This window comes from Nitrobacter sp. JJSN (genome assembly GCF_051912485.1).
GTDB lineage: Bacteria > Pseudomonadota > Alphaproteobacteria > Rhizobiales > Xanthobacteraceae > Nitrobacter.
Genome location: NZ_CP196822.1, coordinates 3,916,219 through 3,934,568 on the forward strand (window position 1 = coordinate 3,916,219; position 18,350 = coordinate 3,934,568).

An 18,350-nucleotide genomic window follows, 5' to 3' on the forward strand; every position below is an offset into this window, starting at 1 on the left:
CCGTATCAGATCAAGGAGGCCATCATGACAAGCGCAGCACCCCGTCGCCTGGAGAGCTATGTCTATGGGGCGTGGACTGCCGGCAAGGGCGGCGGCTTGCCGTTGCTCGACGCAGGCACCGGCGAGACGGTAGCCTTGATCGACTCCAAGGGGCTCGATTTCGCGGAAGTGTTGAACTACGGGCGCACTGTCGCGGGGCCGAAGCTGCGCGCCATGTCGTTCCACGAGCGCGCGGCCATGCTGAAGGCGCTCGGCCTCGCGCTGATGGAAAAGAAGGAAGAGTTCTACGCCGAAAGCTTCCGCACCGGCGCCACCCGCACCGACGGTTGGGTGGACATCGAGGGCGGCATCGGCACGATGCTGGCCTTCGCTTCGAAGGGCCGACGCGAACTGCCGAACACGCGCGTCCTCACCGACGGCGACGTGGAGTTGCTATCGAAGGACAACAGCTTCAGTGCGCAACACATTTACGTGCCGCTGCAGGGTGTCGCTGTCCACATCAACGCCTTCAATTTCCCGATCTGGGGCATGCTGGAGAAGATTGCGCCGACCTTGCTTGCCGGCGTGCCGGCGGTGGTGAAGCCTGCTTCGCAGACGGCTTACCTGACCGAATTGATGGTGCGGCGCATCGTCGAGACCGGCATCCTGCCGGAGGGAGCGTTGCAACTGATTTCCGGCTCGGTCGGCGACCTGCTCGACCACGTCACCGGACAGGACGTGGTGACGTTCACTGGTTCGGCTTGGACCGGCCGGAAGCTAAAAACGCATCCGGCGGTGATCGCCAATTCGGTGCGTTTCACGATGGAGGCGGACAGCTTGAACGCCTCGATCCTCGGTCCGGATGCCACGCCTGGCACGGTGGAGTTCGACCTGTTCGTGAAGGAAGTGGCGCGCGAAATGACGGTGAAGGCCGGCCAGAAATGCACCGCGATCCGCCGCGTGATCGCGCCGCGCGACCACATCGATGCGCTGGTCAACGCACTGGGCGACAGGCTGGGTAAGACCGCGCTCGGCCTGCCGGACGACGAGGCGACCCGAATGGGGCCACTTGCGTCGCTCGACCAGCGTACCGAAGTGCGCGCACGCATTCAGGATCTGCTGTCGGACACCGAGATTGTTGCCGGCAACCCGGATGAGGTACGGGTTTCGTCCGGCGATGCCGAGAAGGGAGCGTTCCTCAATCCGGTCCTGCTTTATGCCGACGATCCCTTACGCGCCGTCAAGGTCCACGATGTGGAGGCGTTCGGTCCGGTCTCGACCGTACTGCCTTATGACTCGATCGAGGAGGCCGTCGAATTGGCCAAGCTCGGCAAGGGTTCGCTGGTTTTGTCTGTCTTCACCGACGACCCGAAGGTGGCGGAGGAAATCGTCATCGGCGTCGCGCCGTTCCATGGTCGGGTGCTTGTCGGCAACCGCCGCTCCGCCAAGACATCGACGGGTCATGGCTCACCGATCGCGGGACTTGTCCATGGTGGCCCCGGCCGCGCCGGCGGCGGCGAGGAGATGGGCGGCATGCGCGGCGTGAAGCATTACATGCAGCGCACCGCAGTGCAGGGCACGCCGCGTCTTCTGTCGGCCGTCACCGGGCGCTGGATCGAGGGCGCTGACGTGCAGCACGGTGAGCATCCGTTCCGCAAGTCGCTGGCGGACTTGAAGATCGGCGACCAGTTGATGACCGCGAAGCGGCAGATCACTTTGGAAGATGTCGAGCACTTCGCACATTTCACCGGCGATACGTTCTACGCCCACATGGATGAGGCGGCGGCCAAGGCCAATCCGTTCTTCGACGACCGCGTGGCCCATGGCTACCTCATCGCTTCCTTCGCCGCCGGGCTTTTCGTCGAGCCCAATCCCGGCCCGGTGCTGGCTAACTACGGCGTTGACAATATGCGCTTCCTCACCCCGGTCTATTTCGGCGACACGATGCAGGTGCGATTGACCTGCAAGGAGATCAACCCGCGCGAAAACGCTGACCATGGCGAGGTGCGTTGGGATTGCCAAGTCACCAACCAGAAGGGCGAGATCGTTGCGAAGTACGACGTGCTGACGATGGTGGCGAAGATCTGGCCGCCGGCACAAGCACAAGAGGCAGCCGAATAACGCGTCAACCGGCTGCGTCAGAAGAAGGTGGGGCCTGCTCGGCCCGACCGATGTCGTAACCCAACCTCAACGCACTGCCTTGATGCCCTTGAGGATAAGCGTGGTTAGTATCTCGGCATAATCCTCGCGGCTGATGCGGCCGCCGTCCTTGAACCACATGTCCGTCCAATTCATCATGCCAAAGAGCGACATGGTCACCGGCATGAGCAGGGGACGTTCGCGGTTGTCCAGTCGTGGACTGATCTGGCGCATAACGCCCGCGAACCGTCGCACGATCCGCCTTTCAATTTCGGTGATCGCCTGCTTCTGCTCGTCGGTCAGCAGGCTCATCGCGTTCAACTGGACCTTGTGCCGGTCACCGGCTCCGCGATAGTGCTCGAGCACGACACCGACGAGAAACTTCAATCGCGCTAAAGGCTCCATGGCCGGATCGTCGGACGCTTCCAGATCCGAGTCGAGTTCCTCCAGGTGATTGAAGATGATCGCGAAGACGAGTGCGTCCTTGCTCGGGTAATAGTGATAGAGCAAGGCTTTCGATATCCGCGCCTGACCGGCGATCTGAGACATGGACGCCTTATCCACTCCCAGCGTCGCCAGCACATTCGCCGCATAGTCCAATATAGCGAGTTGCTTTTCTTCGAAGTCCTGCGCTCGCGTCCGAGCCATATCAATCCAACCTTCCAATATTCCCAGCGATCAGTCCGTGATCGCCCGGAGTTGGGCATGAGACGTTCTATTAACCGAACGTTGGCGAAGAAACACCTTCCCGATTCTCGACCTATTCCTTCGGCCTGTTGTCCACCACACGCTTGGCCTTGCCCTCCGAGCGAGCCACCGAGTTCGGATCACGCACCTCGATTTTCGTCGAGACACCGACAACGCTCTTGATGTGGTGCGCAAGCTCCTTGGCGGATTTGGCGCGGGCATCGGCGTCAGTCATGTCCTCGGTGCATTCGACATGCACGACCATGTTGTCCATACGGACCGTGCGCGTCAGTTCGATGTAGAAGTGGGTGCAAGGCCCTTACACTTCAGGATTTGCTCCTCGATTTGCGTCGGGAAAACGTTGACGCCGCGCAGAATCATCATGTCGTCGGAACGACCGGTGATCTTCTCGATACGGCGCATCGAGCGTGCCGTTCCGGGCAGCAGGCGCGTCAGGTCGCGCGTGCGATAGCGGACCATCGGCAGCGCTTTCTTAGTGAGCGTCGTGAAAACGAGCTCGCCCATTTTGCCATCAGGCAGGACCTCGCCGGTGGTCGGGTCGATGATTTCCGGATAGAAATGATCTTCCCAGACATGCAGGCCATCCTTGGTCTCGACGCATTCCTGCGCAACACTCGGCCCCATGATCTCCGAGAGGCCATAGATATCGACCGCATGCATGTCGAAGGCCTCCTCGATTTCATGACGCATGGCGTTGGTCCATGGTTCGGCTCCGAAAATGCCGACCTTGAGCGAACTCTTGCGCGGGTCGAGACCTTGCCGCCTGAATTCGTCCAGGATGGATAGCATGTAGGACGGCGTCACCATGATGATCGACGGCTTGAAATCGTTGATGAGGGTGACTTGACGTTCGATCATGCCGCTGGAAACCGGCACGACGGTGCAGCCGAGGCGCTCGGCACCATAGTGTGCGCCCAAGCCGCCGGTGAACAGGCCGTAGCCATAGGCATTGTGCATGATATCGCCGGGGCGGCCGCCCGCGGCTCGTATCGAGCGGGCGATCAGGTCCGCCCAGGTGTCGATATCGCCCTTGGTGTAGCCGACGACGGTCGGCTTGCCGGTCGTACCCGAGGAGGCATGGATGCGGGTGAGTTTGTTCTGCGGGACGGCGAACATGCCGAACGGATAGGTGTCGCGCAGGTCCTGCTTGTAGGTGAAGGGAAATTTCGACAGGTCGGAAAGCGAGTTCAGGTCGTCTGGATGGACGCCCTTTTCGTCGAAGCGCTTGCGGACAAAGGACGAGTTCTCGCAGGCGTGCCTGATCGACTGCTTCATGCGCTTGAGTTGCAGCGCCGAGATTTCATCGCGTGAGGCATACTCGATCGGCTCAAGGTCTTCCGTGCGGGGCGTCAGATCCTCCATGGCCTCCTCCCTGCAGAATCTGTAGGTTCATTCCTCGACCGGCAGATGTGTGCCTTTCACCAGGCGCGAATGGCCCCGGAACTCGGCCACATGCTCGCCCGACTGGTTGGTGATGCGGATGTCGTAGATGCCGGATCTGCCGTGCCGCGTAACCTCTTTGGCGGTTGCCGTCAGGCGATCGCCGATGCGGCCGGGGATCAGGTATGTGATCGAGCAATGCTGCGCGACGGCCAACTGGTTGTAGCTATTGCATGCGAAGGCAAACGCGGAGTCGGCCAGGGCGAATATGTAGCCGCCGTGGCAGTTGCCATGTCCGTTGGACATGGCCTCGAGGATCGGCATCGAAAGTGTGGCTTCGCCAGGTGCGATATGGTCGAGCGTCATGCCGAGCCGCTGGCTTGCGGAATCGTCGTTCCACATCGCGTTGGCGGATGCCTCTGCCAGTTCCTGCGGTGTCATCTGGGAAGCGGTTTTCATTCGCCCTTGAACTCCGCCTTGCGCTTTTCCAGGAAGGCCATGACGCCCTCGGCATAATCGGCGCTGCGGCCGGTGGTTCGCTGGCAATCGCGCTCCATGTCGAGCTGTTCGTCGAGACTGTTGGTCGCAGCCGCCTGAATAAGGCGCTTTGTGAGGCCCAGGCCTAGTGTGGGGCCCCCGGCCAGCGATATCGCGAGCGACCGCGCCTCATCCATGAGATTCGCGTCCTCGATCGCTTTCCAGATCAGCCCCCATTCGGCGGCTCTTTCGGCTGGCAAGGGCTCGGCAGTCATGGTCAGCGCCTTGGCACGGGGCTCTCCGATAATGCGGGCGAGACTCCATGTGCCACCGGCATCGGGTATGAGGCCGATCCCGGCGAAGGCCTGAATAAACTTGGCGGATTTCGCCGCGAGCACGATGTCGCAGGCAAAGGCGATGTTGGCGCCCGCACCGGCCGCCACGCCGTTGACCGCGCAAACGATCGGCTTCTCCAGCGAACGCATTAGACGCAGCGTCGGATTGTAGAAGGTCTCGAGCGTATGGCCGAGGTCCGGCGCGGAGCCGCCCTTGCGCGGATCGCGATCGCCCAGATCCTGCCCCGCGCAGAACCCGCGACCTGAGCCGGTCAGCAGGACGGCGCGGACAGTCGGATCATCATGCGCTTGCTGGATGCCGGCCCGTAGCGCCAGGTGCATCTCTTCGTTGAACGAGTTCAGCTTGTCCGGGCGGTTCAATGTCAGCGACAGCACACCGTCGGACAGCGCCGAGAGCACGGTTTCGGAACCAGGCATTTCTCGTCCCTCGATCGGCGATCATTTTTGCGACGAGCCATGAAAATTCTTACATAGACCGTCCGGTCGGTCAATTATAAAGTCCGGAGCAAGAGTCCGAAGGGAGGAATTGGATGCGGGGAGCCGTTCGAGCGCCACAGCCGATGCTGGATGCGGCTATCTGGAGCCCCTATCCGAACCTCCCGAGCGAAAAGATTTATGGCGAGAACGCCAAGGCTGGAGGAAAAGCGCTTTCATTTTACGAACCTTATGTGAGGTTCGCTTCATGACGGGAATCGAAAAACTAAATCACCCTCGTTTTTCGCAATCCGAGATCCTGAAAGTCATCCCAACCTGAAGGCCAAGACCCTCAGAATTGGAATGACCGCCAGTTCATCTCTGTCCGGGACCAGAATCCCGAAAGGCAGAGGCGCAACGAGAAGCTTTGGCCCGCAAGGCGGGCCATGCTGAGCCAGTGATCATCTTCCCCATCGGCGAAATCGTAAACGGTGCTCTCGCACAGTTACGCGCGATCGACGAAGCGGCCGCTTCCGAGCAAGCGCGGCGTAAAACAAACTGATTCCAAATTAGCGGCTGAATAAAAAATGGCAGGTCCTCATTTGATCAACAGGGAGATGTCACGCGTGCGCTCAAGGCGGCGCGGGCCGCAGGTATCAAGGTCGGCAGCTACGCAGTCGATCAGGGCCGCAGCAAAATCATCATTCATGCGGCCGACGAAGCACGCGGCGGAAAGCCCTTACGATCGATGGAAGTCATCAGGCCGTGGTCAGGGCTAACATCGAAGGTGGGTTCTGTTCTGCACCTACAAGTACCGTGGCACGTCGCGCGGTCAGAAGCGGAATCGCTCTTGCCGTCATTGTGGTCTTGACCTTGTCTGTCTGGCTGACGCGTCAATAGAGCTACCCGCTCGCAGGTTCTGCGGAAACTTCTGCGGAAGCGCGAAAGTTCAAATCAGACTGCTCTCAGCCGAGAAGCCTGCCTCGCCGGAACATGAAAACGTCGGGAACAAAGCGTCTGGCCACCGCGAGAACGCTGCTCTCGCAGTTTTCCAATGCGATTTTCTGGGCGAGCATCACATCTCCGATCGGTAGCTCACCCATCGTCCGGAAACACAGGCCGAGCCTCGGGCGGCCTTTTTCGTCTATCTCGCAAACATTCGACATGGTGCCGGGATAAATCCTGTAGAGCTTGCCCGTATCGCTACCGACGACTTCGAAATATCCCTTTTTCGCGAACTGCGTCCGTTGCAGCGGCGATAGCCACTCCCGCAGAAGCCGCAAGGATCGGCCTTCCGGCGTTCGCTCGGCCCCGTGTCTGATGAAAAGCGCTCTTACGGCTCTCATACGCGAGCGCTCGCCTGACAGAGGGCGCATCAGGCGCGACATGGTGCTGACCGGTTTACCCGCCGACCAGCCTGGGGAAGAACACGCTTTCTTCCGCGTTCGGGTCGAACGATCGGATTTGCGAGACTTGACCCGCACCGGTCCGGACCGCGGCGGTGAAGCCGACCTTCGTCAGCTCGTAAAACCGCTGCTCCGCCTCGGCCAGTTCCTGTGCGTTATTCGGGTCGTAAGAGTGCCGGCTGTCGCCGGTGTGGTCCATCACGATCTGGATCGCCATGATAGTCCTCCTCGGATTGTTGATAGCCAAGGACCTTGATCAATTATTCGGCCGAAGCCGCGGAATTTCAAGAAAAGAGATTCGACCGGAAACCCCGAATTAGGTGTCCTCGGAATTTGACCCAAGGTGGCTCGAGCCGCCCTGCGCCTTGCCATAATCGGCTCCGTACCCTCCAAGTCTGCCGCACAATGGCGCCGTTGTAACGCTGCTGTGTAGGCTCGACCCATCGCGAAAGCTACATCGACATGGTGATGGCCAATATCGTTGGGCCGATCATTGGGTTGGCTGTCGTTATTGTCTTGGTGTTGATGCTCGGATCTTTCTGATGAGCGTCGGGGGCGCGAGTCGGGCGGACCGGGACGACCGCTTCGGGTCTAAACATACGTTTTGACCGTCTCGCGATTATTTCCGGTTTGCGTAGGGAAGCGGTCAGTTCCCATCTCTGCCGGGTCGTCAAACGTGCCAGTACCGCAGCAAATGGCGCGCTTGAACATGAGTCTGAGCTTTTCGAGAGAAGGATTCGTGGAACCTAACGGAACAGCAGACGTTCTTTTCCGCGGATGAGTAGCACCGTTCCCCCGGCGCAGTCAGCGCGGAGGAGCGCTGGGCGTTGAGATGCTGCCCGATGGTGGCTTGCGAGACACCGCATCGGCCGGAACCGTTTCGGCTGCGATGGGCGCAAGCGGCCGATTAAAGAACGCTACGCTGTGCATTGCGACATGCCAATGCTGGGAGGTGGGCTTGGCAACAAAACGCATTGGCATTCTTACGGGCGGCGGCGACGTCCCCGGTCTAAATGCAATCATCAAAACCGTGGCTTATCGCGGCAGTGAGGACGACATCGAGGTCGTCGGTCTCCGCCGTGGTTGGGAGGCCCTGACGCACCTGAACCTCGAGGACCCGACCAGCAGGTCTCACTACGTGGTCCTGCTGAATCGTGAAAACACCCGCACAATCGACCGGCGCGGCGGCACCGTGCTGCACTCGAGCCGGACCAATCCGTCCAAAATGAAAAAGTTACCCGACCATCTCGTCGGCACTGACCTTCCAGTTACCGCGAACACCAACGGCGGCACCGGAACCAGGACGTGGGACCTGACCGGCCAGGTGCTCGCGAACTTGTCAGGACTAGGCATCGAACACCTGATCGCCATTGGTGGCGACGACACGCTCAGTTATGCGGCCACCCTCGACGAACTCGGCGTCAAGATCATCGCCATCCCGAAGACGATGGACAACGACGTCCGCAACACTGAGTACTGCATTGGCTTCTCGACCGCGATCACCCGCGCCAGCGATGCCATCCAGCGGCAGCGCACCACTATCGGCTCCCACGAGCGCATTGGTATTTTCCGGGTCTTTGGCCGCGATGCTGGATTTACGGCACTCTATACCGCGTACGCGACCTCGATCCGGTGCGTCATACCGGAGTACAAGGTCGATCTCGACAAGCTGATCCAGTTGCTCCTCGAGGAGAAGCGCGCCAACCCAAGCAACTACGCTCTGATCGTGCTCAGCGAGGGCGCCGAGTGGGAGGGCTACAAAATGCAGGAATACGGCGAGCCTGACCCCTACGGTCACCGCAAGAAGGCGAGCGTCGCCGAAGTGCTTGCCGACGAAATAAAAGGGCGCACGGGCGAGGAAACTATCGTCTCTGACCTCACCTATGATTTGCGATCGGGCGATCCGGACTTCATCGACAAGCTCGTTGCCCTGACGTTCGGTAATATGGCCTACGATGCGGTCCTCAAAGGAAGGACCGGCCTGATGTCGGCGCTGGTAGAGGGGCGCTATGACCTGGTGCCCATCCCTGACGCCAACCTCGGGCCGCGCAAATTGGACATCGTCAGCACGTACAACACGGAACGCTACCGCCCCATCTACGCCGATAAGCGGGGGCTGCCGATCTTTCTCAGTCGCGCGTCATAGGGTGGCAGGGGTAACCCCTTAGAACGTCTCCTATGGGCCAGCTGGGTTTGCCGGTCCGTGAACTGCCTATCGGCAGCACGGCCTGGCGGGCCTCGAAAACCGCATTGGCGGAATTGGTGCACTCGGCTGGCCTCGCGATCGGATGTTATGCATTGGCATCGCTGGCTGCGGCGACCGGACGCAACGAATTTTCCATTCCAGCAGCGCAATGCATCTCGTTCGCAAACGCAGCTATGATAGGCAGCGCAACAACTGGTCGGATTTCCGCAGTGCTTGGCATAATGCAAATAAGCTACTCAATACTGCCACAAATAGTTTGGCGGCTTCGCCCGCAAAATGTGTTCCTAGATCGATATTCCGAACACTGTCCGTTTCAGGTGAGGATCGCCAGGCGAAAGCTCTGATCGACATCGCATCAGCGCTCAAAGGTACGATCGGCCGCGACTAGGGCCCGTCTTCAAATCGCCGAATCAACGCGGTCGCCCGGCTCCAAAGAGCTCAAGCCAAGTCACCTATGATAAACGCTTATGGTAACACTCGGTAATACGCGCAGCGATAAGGGCTCTAGTATTTGATAAATGGCGCGCCCGAAGAGATTCGAACTCCTGACCCCCAGATTCGTAGTCTGGGAGAGATCATTGAAATTATTGGAGCTGGTTACCGTAAGAACAGAAAATCATCGCCGCGCATTACTTATGCCACCTTTTGCCGTTACCGAATAGAACGACGAAACGGGACGTTGGCTTGGTCTTGTAAGCGCGCGGAAGCGGCCGACGGTCTGGCTCGATCCACGGGCCATCCTTCGCCCCTTCAGGGCCGGGAGTAGTCACCTGATGCCAGGCCCAATCTTCGACTTGGGGGAACGTTAAGGCATTCCGCCATACAACTGCTGGGTCCTGTCTCCCGGATAAGTATGTCCAGAATATCAAGACGTTTCGCCTCGCACCTTCGCCGCTGGCAGCGCCGCGGAACGCGGGTATGTCAGAACATCGCCAAGACGCCACGACCTGTCCGGATCGCAGGCGCTGTGGCGGTCGTGCTCGCCACCGGCATGACGGCGAACCTCATGTATCAGATAGTCCGTAAGCCGGCCGAGTTGTTCTTCTTCGTCGGTCACAGACTCGACAAGGAGCCCGCCGAGACGTGGCGGCAGTACGGGCAGTTGTTTCGGACATATGCGACCCGCTCGATCTCGCCGGAGTTGTTGGCCGCGCTCGCTCAAGTCGAGAGTTCAGGCAATCCGGTGGATCGGACCTATTGGCGCTGGCAGTTCAGTTTCAATCCTTTCAAGACCTATCAGCCGGCATCCAGCGCCGTCGGCCTATTCCAAATGACCGATCCTGCCTATTCCGAGGTCGCACGTTTCTGCATCCGAGCAAGATCGGTCGAAGATACTGGTTGTGGTTTCGGCCCCTATATCCGCGTCATACCCAGCCATGCCGTCGAGCTGGCATCGATATATTTGGACCGGAACGTAGCTGCCGTCCTCACCCGGGCAGGCAACGTACCGGCTAACGAGCGGCAAAGGCAGGATCTTGCCGCCTTCATCCATCTCTGCGGCGGAGGCCCTGCCACCGCCTACGCACGACGTCACTTCCAGATGAACGCTACCGAACGATGCGGGGACCATCTCGTTGCGGCGTACATCTTCAAGGTCGATACGATGAGACGACGATTTCAACGCCTTGCCGCCAACGACGTGTGAATAGGCGTCGCAGAGTGACCCCTCCCGCGCCAAGCAGATCAATAGCTTAGCGCGCGATCATGTAGCGCTGGCTTTGCGCCTTCCCAAAAGCGGTAATTTTGGAGGTGACGTAGCATCGCCCCATAGGATTTGTCGTCTACAAAGGTGGCGACCCCGTCATCTATCGATGTGCGTGGATCTACGCTCGTACTTCGAACACGGGTGAAACGGGGAAGAAATATTTTGTGACTGCTGCGCGTGAGCAATCCTCGATCACCGCTGGAACATGTCAGGGAGCCAATCGTTCTTTCCGGCCCGTCGTTACTTCTTTCCCCAAAGTGGAGCACCCGCCATGCAGTGGCGTCATCCCAATCACGAGAGGCTGATGGAAGAAGCGCTGCGCCAGAGGGAGGAGGCCGCAAAAATCCCTGATGGCATGGCTCGCCATCTCCTTTTGCAGCAAGCCTTCCGGGCAGAAACCGCCGTGAATTTAGACCGGTGGCTCTCATCCTCGGGAATTGCAGCCACCGAAATAAAAGGCGGCTATATTGAATAGCATCGATGCGACGAGCGAACGCATTCAACGTGACGGCCTATGGTGCGTCTACGCGTTTGCCGTGCAGCTTGACGCGATTCAATTTTAGGATCGCGGCCAATGCCGTTGGCTTCTCGGCGAGGAATTTTTCTATCCGGATCGGCCGAAAGGCTTGCCAGCGCTTCGCGAGCCGTCCGACATGTTCGAATTCGGCCGTCGTCCGTCAGGCAGATAATCAGTCCCCGAAGCTGTGATTATCGGCCAATGCCTTCTATGGCAAAGATGCGAAGCCTCCCGTACTGATCGCCAATTTTCCGTGCTTCAAGATAGGCAGGTGAAGTGTAGGCGGCCTTCGCCTTGTCCAGGCTCTCAAACATAGAGACCACAATTCACGAGGCAGGTGCCGCGCCAGCGATAGCAATCGTTTTCTCGCCGGACGCGAGCCCCTTTTGACCACTGTCAGCCAACGCCTTATTCGCTAGGGGCACGTACTCCTTTGCGTATGCCTCGGCATTTGTAACCTCAATCTCGGAGATCACGTAGGCTGGCGGCGCAGCTTGAGCATGGAGAGTCTGCAACCCCGCACCGGCAGCGAGCTGAGGCGACGCGGGTTTGATATAGGCGTGCCGAGTCCCCAGATCCTCGACATGCCAGTGGAATTTCGCCTGGAACATAGGTGAGGTCAGAGACGATCGTCTCCTCGCCGGCGCGCCCTTTGATTTCGTCGGCAAGCGCTTCGGCGACGCTCGCCTTCTTGCGGTGACCGTAGGGGTCAGGCTCGCCGTATTCCTGCATTTTGTAGCCCTCCCATTCGGCGCCCTCGTTGAGCACAATCCGCGCGTAGTGGGTTGGAGATCGATATCGCCTTACAATTGTGGGATAGTTCCAACGCACGGCGAGGTTCTGAATCCAGCCAGCGAGGACAGGCCATGGTGAAACCGTTTCCGTCGAAGACCCACATCGGCAACCATATGTTGCACCCAGAAACACTGATGCTGACCTACGGCTACGATCCGCAACTATCGGAAGGCGCGATCAAACCACCGGTATTCCTGACCTCGACTTTTGTTTTTAGGACAGCTGAGGACGGACAGGACTTCTTCGACTTTGTCTCAGGTCGGCGCGAGCCTCCGGAGGGTATGGGCGCCGGTCTGGTTTATTCCCGGTTCAATCACCCCAATAGTGAGATCGTCGAGGACAAGCTTTCTGTTTACGAGCGCACTGAGAATTGCGCGCTGTTTTCGTCCGGCATGGCGGCGATTTTGACCACGATCCTCGCGTTCGTCCGCCCTGGTGACGTCATTCTGCACTCACAACCGCTCTATGGGGGAACCGAAACTTTGTTTGCGAAGACGCTTGCGGGCCTTTCCATCGGCGCACTGGGCTTTACCGATGGCATTGACGAAGCCGCGGTCAGACTGGCAGCAGAGGACGCGATGCGCAAAGGCCGGGTCGCGATGATTTTTATTGAGACGCCGGCCAATCCCACCAACGGCCTAGTCGATATAGCGATGGTACGGCGCATCGCCGAGATGATTGGCCGGGCCCAGGGGAATATGCCTATCATCGCGTGCGACAATACCTTGCTCGGGCCGGTGTTTCAGCGGCCAATCGAACACGGCGCGGATCTTTCGCTGTACTCGCTGACCAAATATGTCGGCGGCCATTCCGACCTGATCGCGGGCGCTGTGCTTGGCTCAAAAGCGCTCATGAAAAACGTCAAAGCGTTGCGAGGTGCCATCGGCACCCAACTGGATCCCCATTCCTGTTGGATGATCAACCGGTCGCTCGAGACACTGAGCATCCGGATGGAGAAAGCTGACCGGAACGCGCGGGTCGTGGCGGATTACCTGCGTGGCCACCCCAAAGTGGCTAAGGTGCACTATCTTGGCCACCACGAAGACGCTTCCCCAGCCGGAGGTGTCTTCGCGAGGCAATGCCTCGGTGCGGGATCCACCTTTTCCTTTGACATTGTTGGCGGCAAAGTCGCGGCTCTAAAGTTCTTGAACTCACTGCAAATTTTCAAGTTAGCGGTCAGCCTTGGCGGAACTGAATCGCTTGCCAGTTTGCCCGCAAGTATGACCCATTCCGGCGTCCCGGCTGACATCCGCCAAAGAATGGGCGTTCTCGACTCTACGATCCGGCTGTCGATAGGCATCGAAAATCCGACGGATTTGGTTGCGGACATCGCACAGGCGTTGAACGAGACTTAACTCACAAAGCGACGACTGAAACGCGGCACCTTCCGATCGGTCGTCGACCTGCAGGCTGCAATCAATCGCTTCGTCATCGAGCATAACGCCGCGATGACCGCTTCTCGACCGCTGCGATCAGGTCGGTGAGTGAATGGAAAGCGGGCGGTCGTGCGCCCGGCTGTGGCGGCGCTGGTGCCGACGCCGACGCGTTCTCCAGCGCGTCGGCCCGGTTGGAGAGCTCCTTGGCATATCGGCTGAAGCGATCATTAGCCCGATCATCGTCACGTAAGCTTGATTAAGCCTGAGCAAGAAAATTGAGAATAATCCTATATGTCTGTAAGACTTAATTATCATTATTAGTCCGGCATTGAAACGCGTTGCTGCCAGCAATCCGTTGCCGTCGTCTTTTTCCGGCGAGGATTTCGCTGGCATCACCCGAAACAATTGATTTTTGGGGGAAGGACGATGCGCATAGCGACAGGGCTAATCCTAGCGGGTGCAATCGCGGTCTGTGCCGTTGGCGCAGTATGGTTGAAGATGCCAACTCTGAGCGCCAGCCTAGCACCGAGTGCCGTGCCAGATCGCACTGCCGCCGCGGTCCCCGTTCCCGCGATCGCTCCTGTTCTCGCTACAGATCCCAACCCTGCAAAGGTAACCGCTCTATCGGCCCCGCCCCTCGCGGCGGCGCAACCGGTAAGAGCCACTTGCAATAATCCGAATGCGCTCGGCGTCGCACGCACCGTCGAGATCGACACGACCGGTGGCCCCGGATTTGGCTTCGAGCATTTCAAACAGCTCGATTTCCTGCGCGACAAGGAAGTGGTGCTGACATTCGACGACGGCCCATGGCCGCTCAATACGCCCGCCGTCCTCAAGGCACTGGCGGATGAATGCACGACCGGCATTTTCTTCTCGATCGGCAAGCACGCGACCTACCACCCGGAAATCCTGAAGCAGGTTTACGCGGCCGGGCACACCGTCGGATCTCACACATGGTCACACGCCACCCTCACCAATAAGAAACTCACGGAGGATCAGCGCAAGGAGGAGATCGAAAAAGGTTTCAGTGCGGTGAAGTGGGCCTTGGGCGGTGTTTCGCCGGCCCCGTTCTTCCGCTTCCCGGCGCTGCAGCATCCACCGGAAATGGTGACCTATCTCGGTAAGCGCAACATCGCGATATTCTCCTGCGATCTCGACTCCTTCGACTTCAAGGCGCGCAATGCGCAAGCCGTCATTGATGTGACCATGAAGAAGCTCGACAAGCTCGGCAAGGGCATCATCCTGATGCATGATTTCCACAAGCACACGGCGGAAGCCCTGCCCGAACTCTTGAAGCGGTTGAAAGCCGGCGGATACAAGGTCGTAGCGATGCGCTCCAAGGCTCCGGTGCAGACCCTGCCGCAATACGACGAAGAGCTTTTGAAAGACGCGAAGTTGCCGACCGTAAGCTCCCGGCCGGTTTCCAGCGTCGTCCAGACGATTTCAGAATAAGATTCTGTAACAGACGGCGGCGGCTAATGCGACATACTGGGCCCGATCCCGGCGCGCTCTGACGCGCTTGGCAAAAGTAATCAAAAGATGTCGTAGGGTACGAAACAAGCCTAGGTGATCGAAGAAGGGTGAGGTGGCAAGAGCTCAGAACGCGGTTATCATCGCCCCATTTTCTTCAACCAATTGACGATGCGTGTGTCGGTTGGCTGAACTAATCTTGAATATTGGTCGATATTCGATCTTGCCCCAATCCCAATAACCAAGCGCGACTTAGGGATTTCTAAGTGTTGATGTCGCAGAGGGCGAAGTGCCGAGCGATTTGAGTGCTTTATAGGTCAGACAGATATTCACATGCCCGTAAATGCGGTGTCTTAGGGTCGGGACCCATAAAATTATTCCTTCCGCGCTGAGTTTATGATTCACGGTCTCCGACAGGAGGCCCCTCATGAGTCGCGATTACTTTTGGCTAACGAAGGATCAGTTCGCTCGGCTCAAGCCGCTTCTGCCTAACGATACGCGCGGCAAGCCACGGGTCGATGATCGGCGGATCATCAGCGGCATCATCCAGGTGCTGAAGTCCGGTGGGCGCTGGATCGATGCGCCGGAGGTCTATGGTCCGCGCAAAACACTCTACAATCGCTTCGTCCGCTGGGCAGCGAAGGGTGTATGGGCAGACATATTCCAGGCACTCGCAACGGCCGGCGGACCTCCTGCGCAGGTCCTGATCGATAGCTCGGCCGTGAAGGCGCATCGATGCGCATCTGGCGGCAAAGGGGGGAACATCAGCAGGCCATCGGCCGATCGCGCGGCGGGCGGACCACGAAGATCCATGCTCTGACCGACGCCGAGTGTCGTCCCGTCGCGTTCTTGCTGACCGGGGGTCAGATAGCCGATTGCACCGCTGGAGCGGTTCTGCTCGAAGAAATGCCACGTTCCGCGATCCTGCACGGCGATAAGGGTTATGACAGCGATGCCATCCGCCGACAGGTCGAGGGAAAGGGTGCGATGCCGAACATCCCGCCCAAGGCGAACCGAGGCTGGAAGAATTGCTTCTCGCCCGTCCTCTATCGAAGCCGCAACGCCATCGAGCGCATGTTCTGTCGCCTGAAGGACTTCCGTCGCATCGCCACCAGATACGATCGTCTCGCAATCAATTTCCTCGCAGCCGTCTGCATCGCTGCGGCTGTCAGTTACTGGTTATGAGTCCGGACCCTAAATCGCAACTTGGGAGAAGCGTCCATGAAAGGTAACTTTAAAGTCGGACTGGGAATGCTTGTTAGTTTTGGCCTTGGCGCAGCGGCGGTTGTCGAACTTCATGCTCAGGCTAAACCCCCTGCTTACGTTATTTCGCAAATCGATGTGACCAACGCTGACGCCTACGCGAAGGAGTACGTTCCGCTTGCCAACAAAGCACTTGCCGAGAGCGGTCAAAAGAGGCTGGTTTCGGGCGGCAAAACAATCTCGCTTGCTGGCGACCCTCCGGCAGCGCGCATCGTTGTTTCTGTGTTCGAAAGCATGGAAAAAGCTCAGGCCGCATATACGTCGCCAGCCTATATTGAGGCTCGGAAGATCGGCGACAAATATGGCAAATTGCGAATCTTCGCCGTGGAAGGCATCTCGCAGTAATAGTTCGTCCCTTCTCGGGCAGGCAAGGAGAGGCAGATTCGGTTAGCAGACGCTGCCGTCTGTTCAAGGTACCAAGCCTTCCAAGCAGCAGCGCCGCCGTAGCATTAAGGGGCCCTGTTTATTTGCGGCCATGCCCGATGCCGCTGACCGGCCCCACTGAGTGGTCCGGTCGAATGTTAGTTTAGGGATTGCGTTTTGACTATCTCCTGGTGCTGGCCAGACGAGGGCCTCGGGTGCCGGCGGTCGATATCTCAGCGATGAGTGTGAACGCACCGTGTTGTAGTGTCGACTGTAAACCCGCGCTGAACAAAGCCCCTTGAAGCTGCAGCGGTAACTCCTTACGAGAAGTAACGGAATCTACGTCGGAGTGGAGTCACGATCGGGACCCCACTCCGATCGGCTTTTTTTCGATTGTCTTTATGACGTTACTGCCGGCACGTGCAGCGATCTGACCCCTGTGCCGATTCACAATCAACCGCCTCCCGCCGCAACGGCGTTAGCCAATCCAGAGCAGCCGAGATCATCGAGGCCATAGCGCGCACGGCAAGCCACTCGCGCCGCTACCATGCCCTCTCGCGCCGCGCGGCAGTCGGTGCGCCTTGCGTCCCCATGGTGTCCGGCTCGCCCACCGTCGTCGCGCGCACCGCGCCGCGCGGAAGCTGCAGCACGGTGGCGATCTGGCCTAAGACCAGACGGGTGAGCAGCACGATCTCGCCGTTGGCGAATTCGAGCGCGTCATGATGCGCGGTTGGGTTGTCGAGCGCGACCTGGCGGAAACGCGCCACCCGCTCGCCGATCCGACGCTTCGGCATCAAGGGAAAGTTTGGCTCGGCCTTGACCTCGCGGTCGAACGCAATTTCCGTCCCCGGAAGTAGGCAAATCACGACGGCGGGCTCACCGACTTCGGTGAAACCGCGCGTCATCGATGTGGGGAACCGGGTCGTCACCAGCCGCTGGCCGGCGGCGGCGGGACGGGACGCAACGTGCTGCAAGCTGTAATCGCACATCAGAAGCCTCCATGTTGAGCGAGCCCCGATCTGCAGTACTCAGCATACCCAACACCTTTGGCTGAATTAAGTTTCGGGCCGTTGGCGAAAACCGCTGCCGGGGCCGCAAGCGCGTCGAAGGCACAGATAGAGGCGACGAAACGATGTCGGCGGATGCTTCTCGCAATCGTCGTTCTTCTGCTTTTGACCGGCTGCGGTCCATCCGGCCCGACCGAAGCCGATATGGCGGGATGTGCTGCGCGGCGACGGACCGGCGCTGACAAACCGCGAGGTTGCCGACTGTGCTGTTGACCGCGCCGAAAGAGCGGCGGCGCAAGCCCAAGTAAATCGCGCGGCAGCGCGAGCCCATTTAATCCGCGCCACTTATTCGGCACTATGCAGGCCGTCTCCAATCGCGGGTTACCCGGCGATGCTCGGCCCTATCAGGTGCCACCGCTATAATCAGTATTTTGTTGGCCCTGAGGATTTTTCGGGTCGATCCTATCTGCCATTACGGCCTTCCTGATTTCGGCCTTCCTGATTTCGTCCTCGTCGGCCTGCTGGCCCGGCTTTTGACTTTGGTTCTGCTGCTGCAGGTCCGGATTTTCCTGGTTCTGATTGGACATGGGGAACTCCTTTTTTTGTTGCCCCCACGGCTGGTCATATAATGACAACCAGTACGCTCTTGCAGCGTCGGGCCCACTTTTTTTATTTGTCCCTCGCCAGCTTGCGGGAAGATCGCCACCCCGTTCCCTTATTGCCGTCTGGATTGCCGATCGGCGGGCTGTCCGGCCCGAGCAGCGCGTTCATTGTCGCAATTGCGATCCG

The 18,350-nt window shown here is 59.1% G+C and carries 17 protein-coding genes, 1 tRNA gene and 3 pseudogenes; 10 read left to right on the plus strand and 11 right to left on the minus strand.

The window, feature by feature from the left end; genetic code table 11:
- Positions 1–24 precede the first annotated feature (24 nt).
- A complete protein-coding gene (gene paaZ / locus ACSZOQ_RS18995; RefSeq protein WP_439923919.1) occupies positions 25–2,100 on the plus strand; it encodes a phenylacetic acid degradation bifunctional protein PaaZ in 2,076 nt (691 codons plus the stop codon).
- Between the two features lie 66 nt (positions 2,101–2,166).
- Here paaZ and ACSZOQ_RS19000 read toward each other — a convergent pair whose 3' ends face one another.
- From ACSZOQ_RS19000 to paaG, 4 genes and pseudogenes are all read right to left on the minus strand, one after another.
- Positions 2,167–2,766, minus strand: coding sequence for a TetR/AcrR family transcriptional regulator (locus tag ACSZOQ_RS19000; RefSeq protein ID WP_439923920.1), 600 nt, complete (start codon positions 2,764–2,766; stop codon positions 2,167–2,169).
- Between the two features lie 112 nt (positions 2,767–2,878).
- Positions 2,879–4,188, minus strand: a pseudogene (paaK, locus tag ACSZOQ_RS19005) (phenylacetate--CoA ligase PaaK).
- Positions 4,189–4,215: 27 nt separating this feature from the next.
- The gene (paaI, locus tag ACSZOQ_RS19010) at positions 4,216–4,665 is read right to left on the minus strand and encodes a hydroxyphenylacetyl-CoA thioesterase PaaI (protein ID WP_439923921.1); all 450 of its coding nucleotides are present in this window, start codon (positions 4,663–4,665) and stop codon (positions 4,216–4,218) included.
- A complete protein-coding gene (paaG, locus tag ACSZOQ_RS19015) occupies positions 4,662–5,456 on the minus strand; it encodes a 2-(1,2-epoxy-1,2-dihydrophenyl)acetyl-CoA isomerase PaaG (protein ID WP_439923922.1) in 795 nt (264 codons plus the stop codon). Before paaG ends, paaI begins: the two co-directional genes overlap by 4 nt.
- A 424-nt stretch (positions 5,457–5,880) precedes the next feature.
- Between paaG and ACSZOQ_RS19020 the strand changes: the two genes are divergently transcribed.
- On the plus strand, positions 5,881–6,015 hold the full coding sequence (locus ACSZOQ_RS19020) for a hypothetical protein (protein ID WP_439923923.1): 135 nt from the start codon (positions 5,881–5,883) through the stop codon (positions 6,013–6,015).
- Between the two features lie 403 nt (positions 6,016–6,418).
- Here ACSZOQ_RS19020 and ACSZOQ_RS19025 read toward each other — a convergent pair whose 3' ends face one another.
- Together ACSZOQ_RS19025 and ACSZOQ_RS19030 are read right to left on the minus strand one after the other, a co-directional pair.
- On the minus strand, positions 6,419–6,736 hold the full coding sequence (locus tag ACSZOQ_RS19025; RefSeq protein WP_439923924.1) for a hypothetical protein: 318 nt from the start codon (positions 6,734–6,736) through the stop codon (positions 6,419–6,421).
- A gap of 118 nt (positions 6,737–6,854) precedes the next feature.
- Complete coding sequence (locus tag ACSZOQ_RS19030; protein ID WP_439923925.1) at positions 6,855–7,076, minus strand: hypothetical protein; 222 nt, start codon at positions 7,074–7,076, stop codon at positions 6,855–6,857.
- A 175-nt stretch (positions 7,077–7,251) separates the two neighbouring features.
- On the opposite strand from ACSZOQ_RS19030, the pseudogene ACSZOQ_RS19035 reads away from it, so the two are divergent.
- A pseudogene (locus ACSZOQ_RS19035) lies at positions 7,252–7,402 on the plus strand (GntP family permease); the annotation flags it as partial.
- Positions 7,403–7,877: 475 nt separating this feature from the next.
- Positions 7,878–9,005, plus strand: coding sequence for a 6-phosphofructokinase (locus tag ACSZOQ_RS19040; protein ID WP_439926142.1), 1,128 nt, complete (start codon positions 7,878–7,880; stop codon positions 9,003–9,005).
- 579 nt (positions 9,006–9,584) lie between these two features.
- Here ACSZOQ_RS19040 and ACSZOQ_RS19045 read toward each other — a convergent pair.
- Positions 9,585–9,688: transfer RNA gene (locus tag ACSZOQ_RS19045), tRNA-Arg, on the minus strand.
- 230 nt (positions 9,689–9,918) lie between these two features.
- On the opposite strand from ACSZOQ_RS19045, the gene ACSZOQ_RS19050 reads away from it, so the two are divergent.
- Entirely contained in the window at positions 9,919–10,710 is a 792-nt protein-coding gene (locus tag ACSZOQ_RS19050) for a lytic transglycosylase domain-containing protein (protein ID WP_439923926.1), read from the plus strand.
- Between the two features lie 331 nt (positions 10,711–11,041).
- Complete coding sequence (locus tag ACSZOQ_RS19055; protein WP_439923927.1) at positions 11,042–11,245, plus strand: hypothetical protein; 204 nt, start codon at positions 11,042–11,044, stop codon at positions 11,243–11,245.
- A gap of 233 nt (positions 11,246–11,478) precedes the next feature.
- Here ACSZOQ_RS19055 and ACSZOQ_RS19060 read toward each other — a convergent pair whose 3' ends face one another.
- Both ACSZOQ_RS19060 and ACSZOQ_RS19065 read right to left on the minus strand, forming a co-directional pair.
- Positions 11,479–11,601 (minus strand): DUF1330 domain-containing protein, encoded by a 123-nt coding sequence (locus tag ACSZOQ_RS19060; protein WP_439923928.1) that lies wholly within the window; start codon positions 11,599–11,601, stop codon positions 11,479–11,481.
- A 216-nt stretch (positions 11,602–11,817) separates the two neighbouring features.
- Positions 11,818–11,895: pseudogene (locus ACSZOQ_RS19065) on the minus strand (IS481 family transposase); the annotation flags it as partial.
- 258 nt (positions 11,896–12,153) lie between these two features.
- Between ACSZOQ_RS19065 and ACSZOQ_RS19070 the strand changes: the two are divergent.
- From ACSZOQ_RS19070 to ACSZOQ_RS19085, 4 genes are all read left to right on the plus strand, one after another.
- Positions 12,154–13,437, plus strand: coding sequence for a cystathionine gamma-synthase family protein (locus ACSZOQ_RS19070; RefSeq protein WP_439923929.1), 1,284 nt, complete (start codon positions 12,154–12,156; stop codon positions 13,435–13,437).
- A gap of 447 nt (positions 13,438–13,884) precedes the next feature.
- Entirely contained in the window at positions 13,885–14,910 is a 1,026-nt protein-coding gene (locus tag ACSZOQ_RS19075; protein ID WP_439923930.1) for a polysaccharide deacetylase family protein, read from the plus strand.
- A gap of 445 nt (positions 14,911–15,355) precedes the next feature.
- Positions 15,356–16,113, plus strand: a protein-coding gene (locus tag ACSZOQ_RS19080) for an IS5 family transposase (protein WP_439923931.1) whose coding sequence is annotated in 2 segments (ribosomal slippage) — positions 15,356–15,689 and positions 15,689–16,113 — 759 coding nt in all. Because the reading frame shifts where the segments join, the coding sequence is not laid out codon by codon here.
- A 36-nt stretch (positions 16,114–16,149) separates the two neighbouring features.
- The gene (locus ACSZOQ_RS19085) at positions 16,150–16,536 is read left to right on the plus strand and encodes a DUF1330 domain-containing protein (RefSeq protein WP_439923932.1); all 387 of its coding nucleotides are present in this window, start codon (positions 16,150–16,152) and stop codon (positions 16,534–16,536) included.
- 560 nt (positions 16,537–17,096) lie between these two features.
- Here the strand turns inward: ACSZOQ_RS19085 and ACSZOQ_RS19090 are convergent.
- A complete protein-coding gene (locus ACSZOQ_RS19090; protein WP_439923933.1) occupies positions 17,097–17,543 on the minus strand; it encodes a hypothetical protein in 447 nt (148 codons plus the stop codon).
- Positions 17,544–17,965: 422 nt separating this feature from the next.
- The gene (locus ACSZOQ_RS19095) at positions 17,966–18,148 is read right to left on the minus strand and encodes a hypothetical protein (protein WP_439923934.1); all 183 of its coding nucleotides are present in this window, start codon (positions 18,146–18,148) and stop codon (positions 17,966–17,968) included.
- Positions 18,149–18,350: the final 202 nt, after the last annotated feature.

Coding starts and splice junctions, on each gene's coding strand:
- paaZ (WP_439923919.1), top strand. CDS start 25: ATGACAAGCGCAGCACCCCGTCGCCTGGAGAGCTATGTCTATGGGGCG.
- ACSZOQ_RS19000 (WP_439923920.1), bottom strand. CDS start 2,766: ATGGCTCGGACGCGAGCGCAGGACTTCGAAGAAAAGCAACTCGCTATA.
- paaI (WP_439923921.1), bottom strand. CDS start 4,665: ATGAAAACCGCTTCCCAGATGACACCGCAGGAACTGGCAGAGGCATCC.
- paaG (WP_439923922.1), bottom strand. CDS start 5,456: ATGCCTGGTTCCGAAACCGTGCTCTCGGCGCTGTCCGACGGTGTGCTG.
- ACSZOQ_RS19030 (WP_439923925.1), bottom strand. CDS start 7,076: ATGGCGATCCAGATCGTGATGGACCACACCGGCGACAGCCGGCACTCT.
- ACSZOQ_RS19050 (WP_439923926.1), top strand. CDS start 9,919: ATGTCCAGAATATCAAGACGTTTCGCCTCGCACCTTCGCCGCTGGCAG.
- ACSZOQ_RS19055 (WP_439923927.1), top strand. CDS start 11,042: ATGCAGTGGCGTCATCCCAATCACGAGAGGCTGATGGAAGAAGCGCTG.
- ACSZOQ_RS19060 (WP_439923928.1), bottom strand. CDS start 11,601: ATGTTTGAGAGCCTGGACAAGGCGAAGGCCGCCTACACTTCACCTGCC.
- ACSZOQ_RS19070 (WP_439923929.1), top strand. CDS start 12,154: ATGGTGAAACCGTTTCCGTCGAAGACCCACATCGGCAACCATATGTTG.
- ACSZOQ_RS19075 (WP_439923930.1), top strand. CDS start 13,885: ATGCGCATAGCGACAGGGCTAATCCTAGCGGGTGCAATCGCGGTCTGT.
- ACSZOQ_RS19085 (WP_439923932.1), top strand. CDS start 16,150: ATGAAAGGTAACTTTAAAGTCGGACTGGGAATGCTTGTTAGTTTTGGC.
- ACSZOQ_RS19090 (WP_439923933.1), bottom strand. CDS start 17,543: ATGTGCGATTACAGCTTGCAGCACGTTGCGTCCCGTCCCGCCGCCGCC.
- ACSZOQ_RS19095 (WP_439923934.1), bottom strand. CDS start 18,148: ATGTCCAATCAGAACCAGGAAAATCCGGACCTGCAGCAGCAGAACCAA.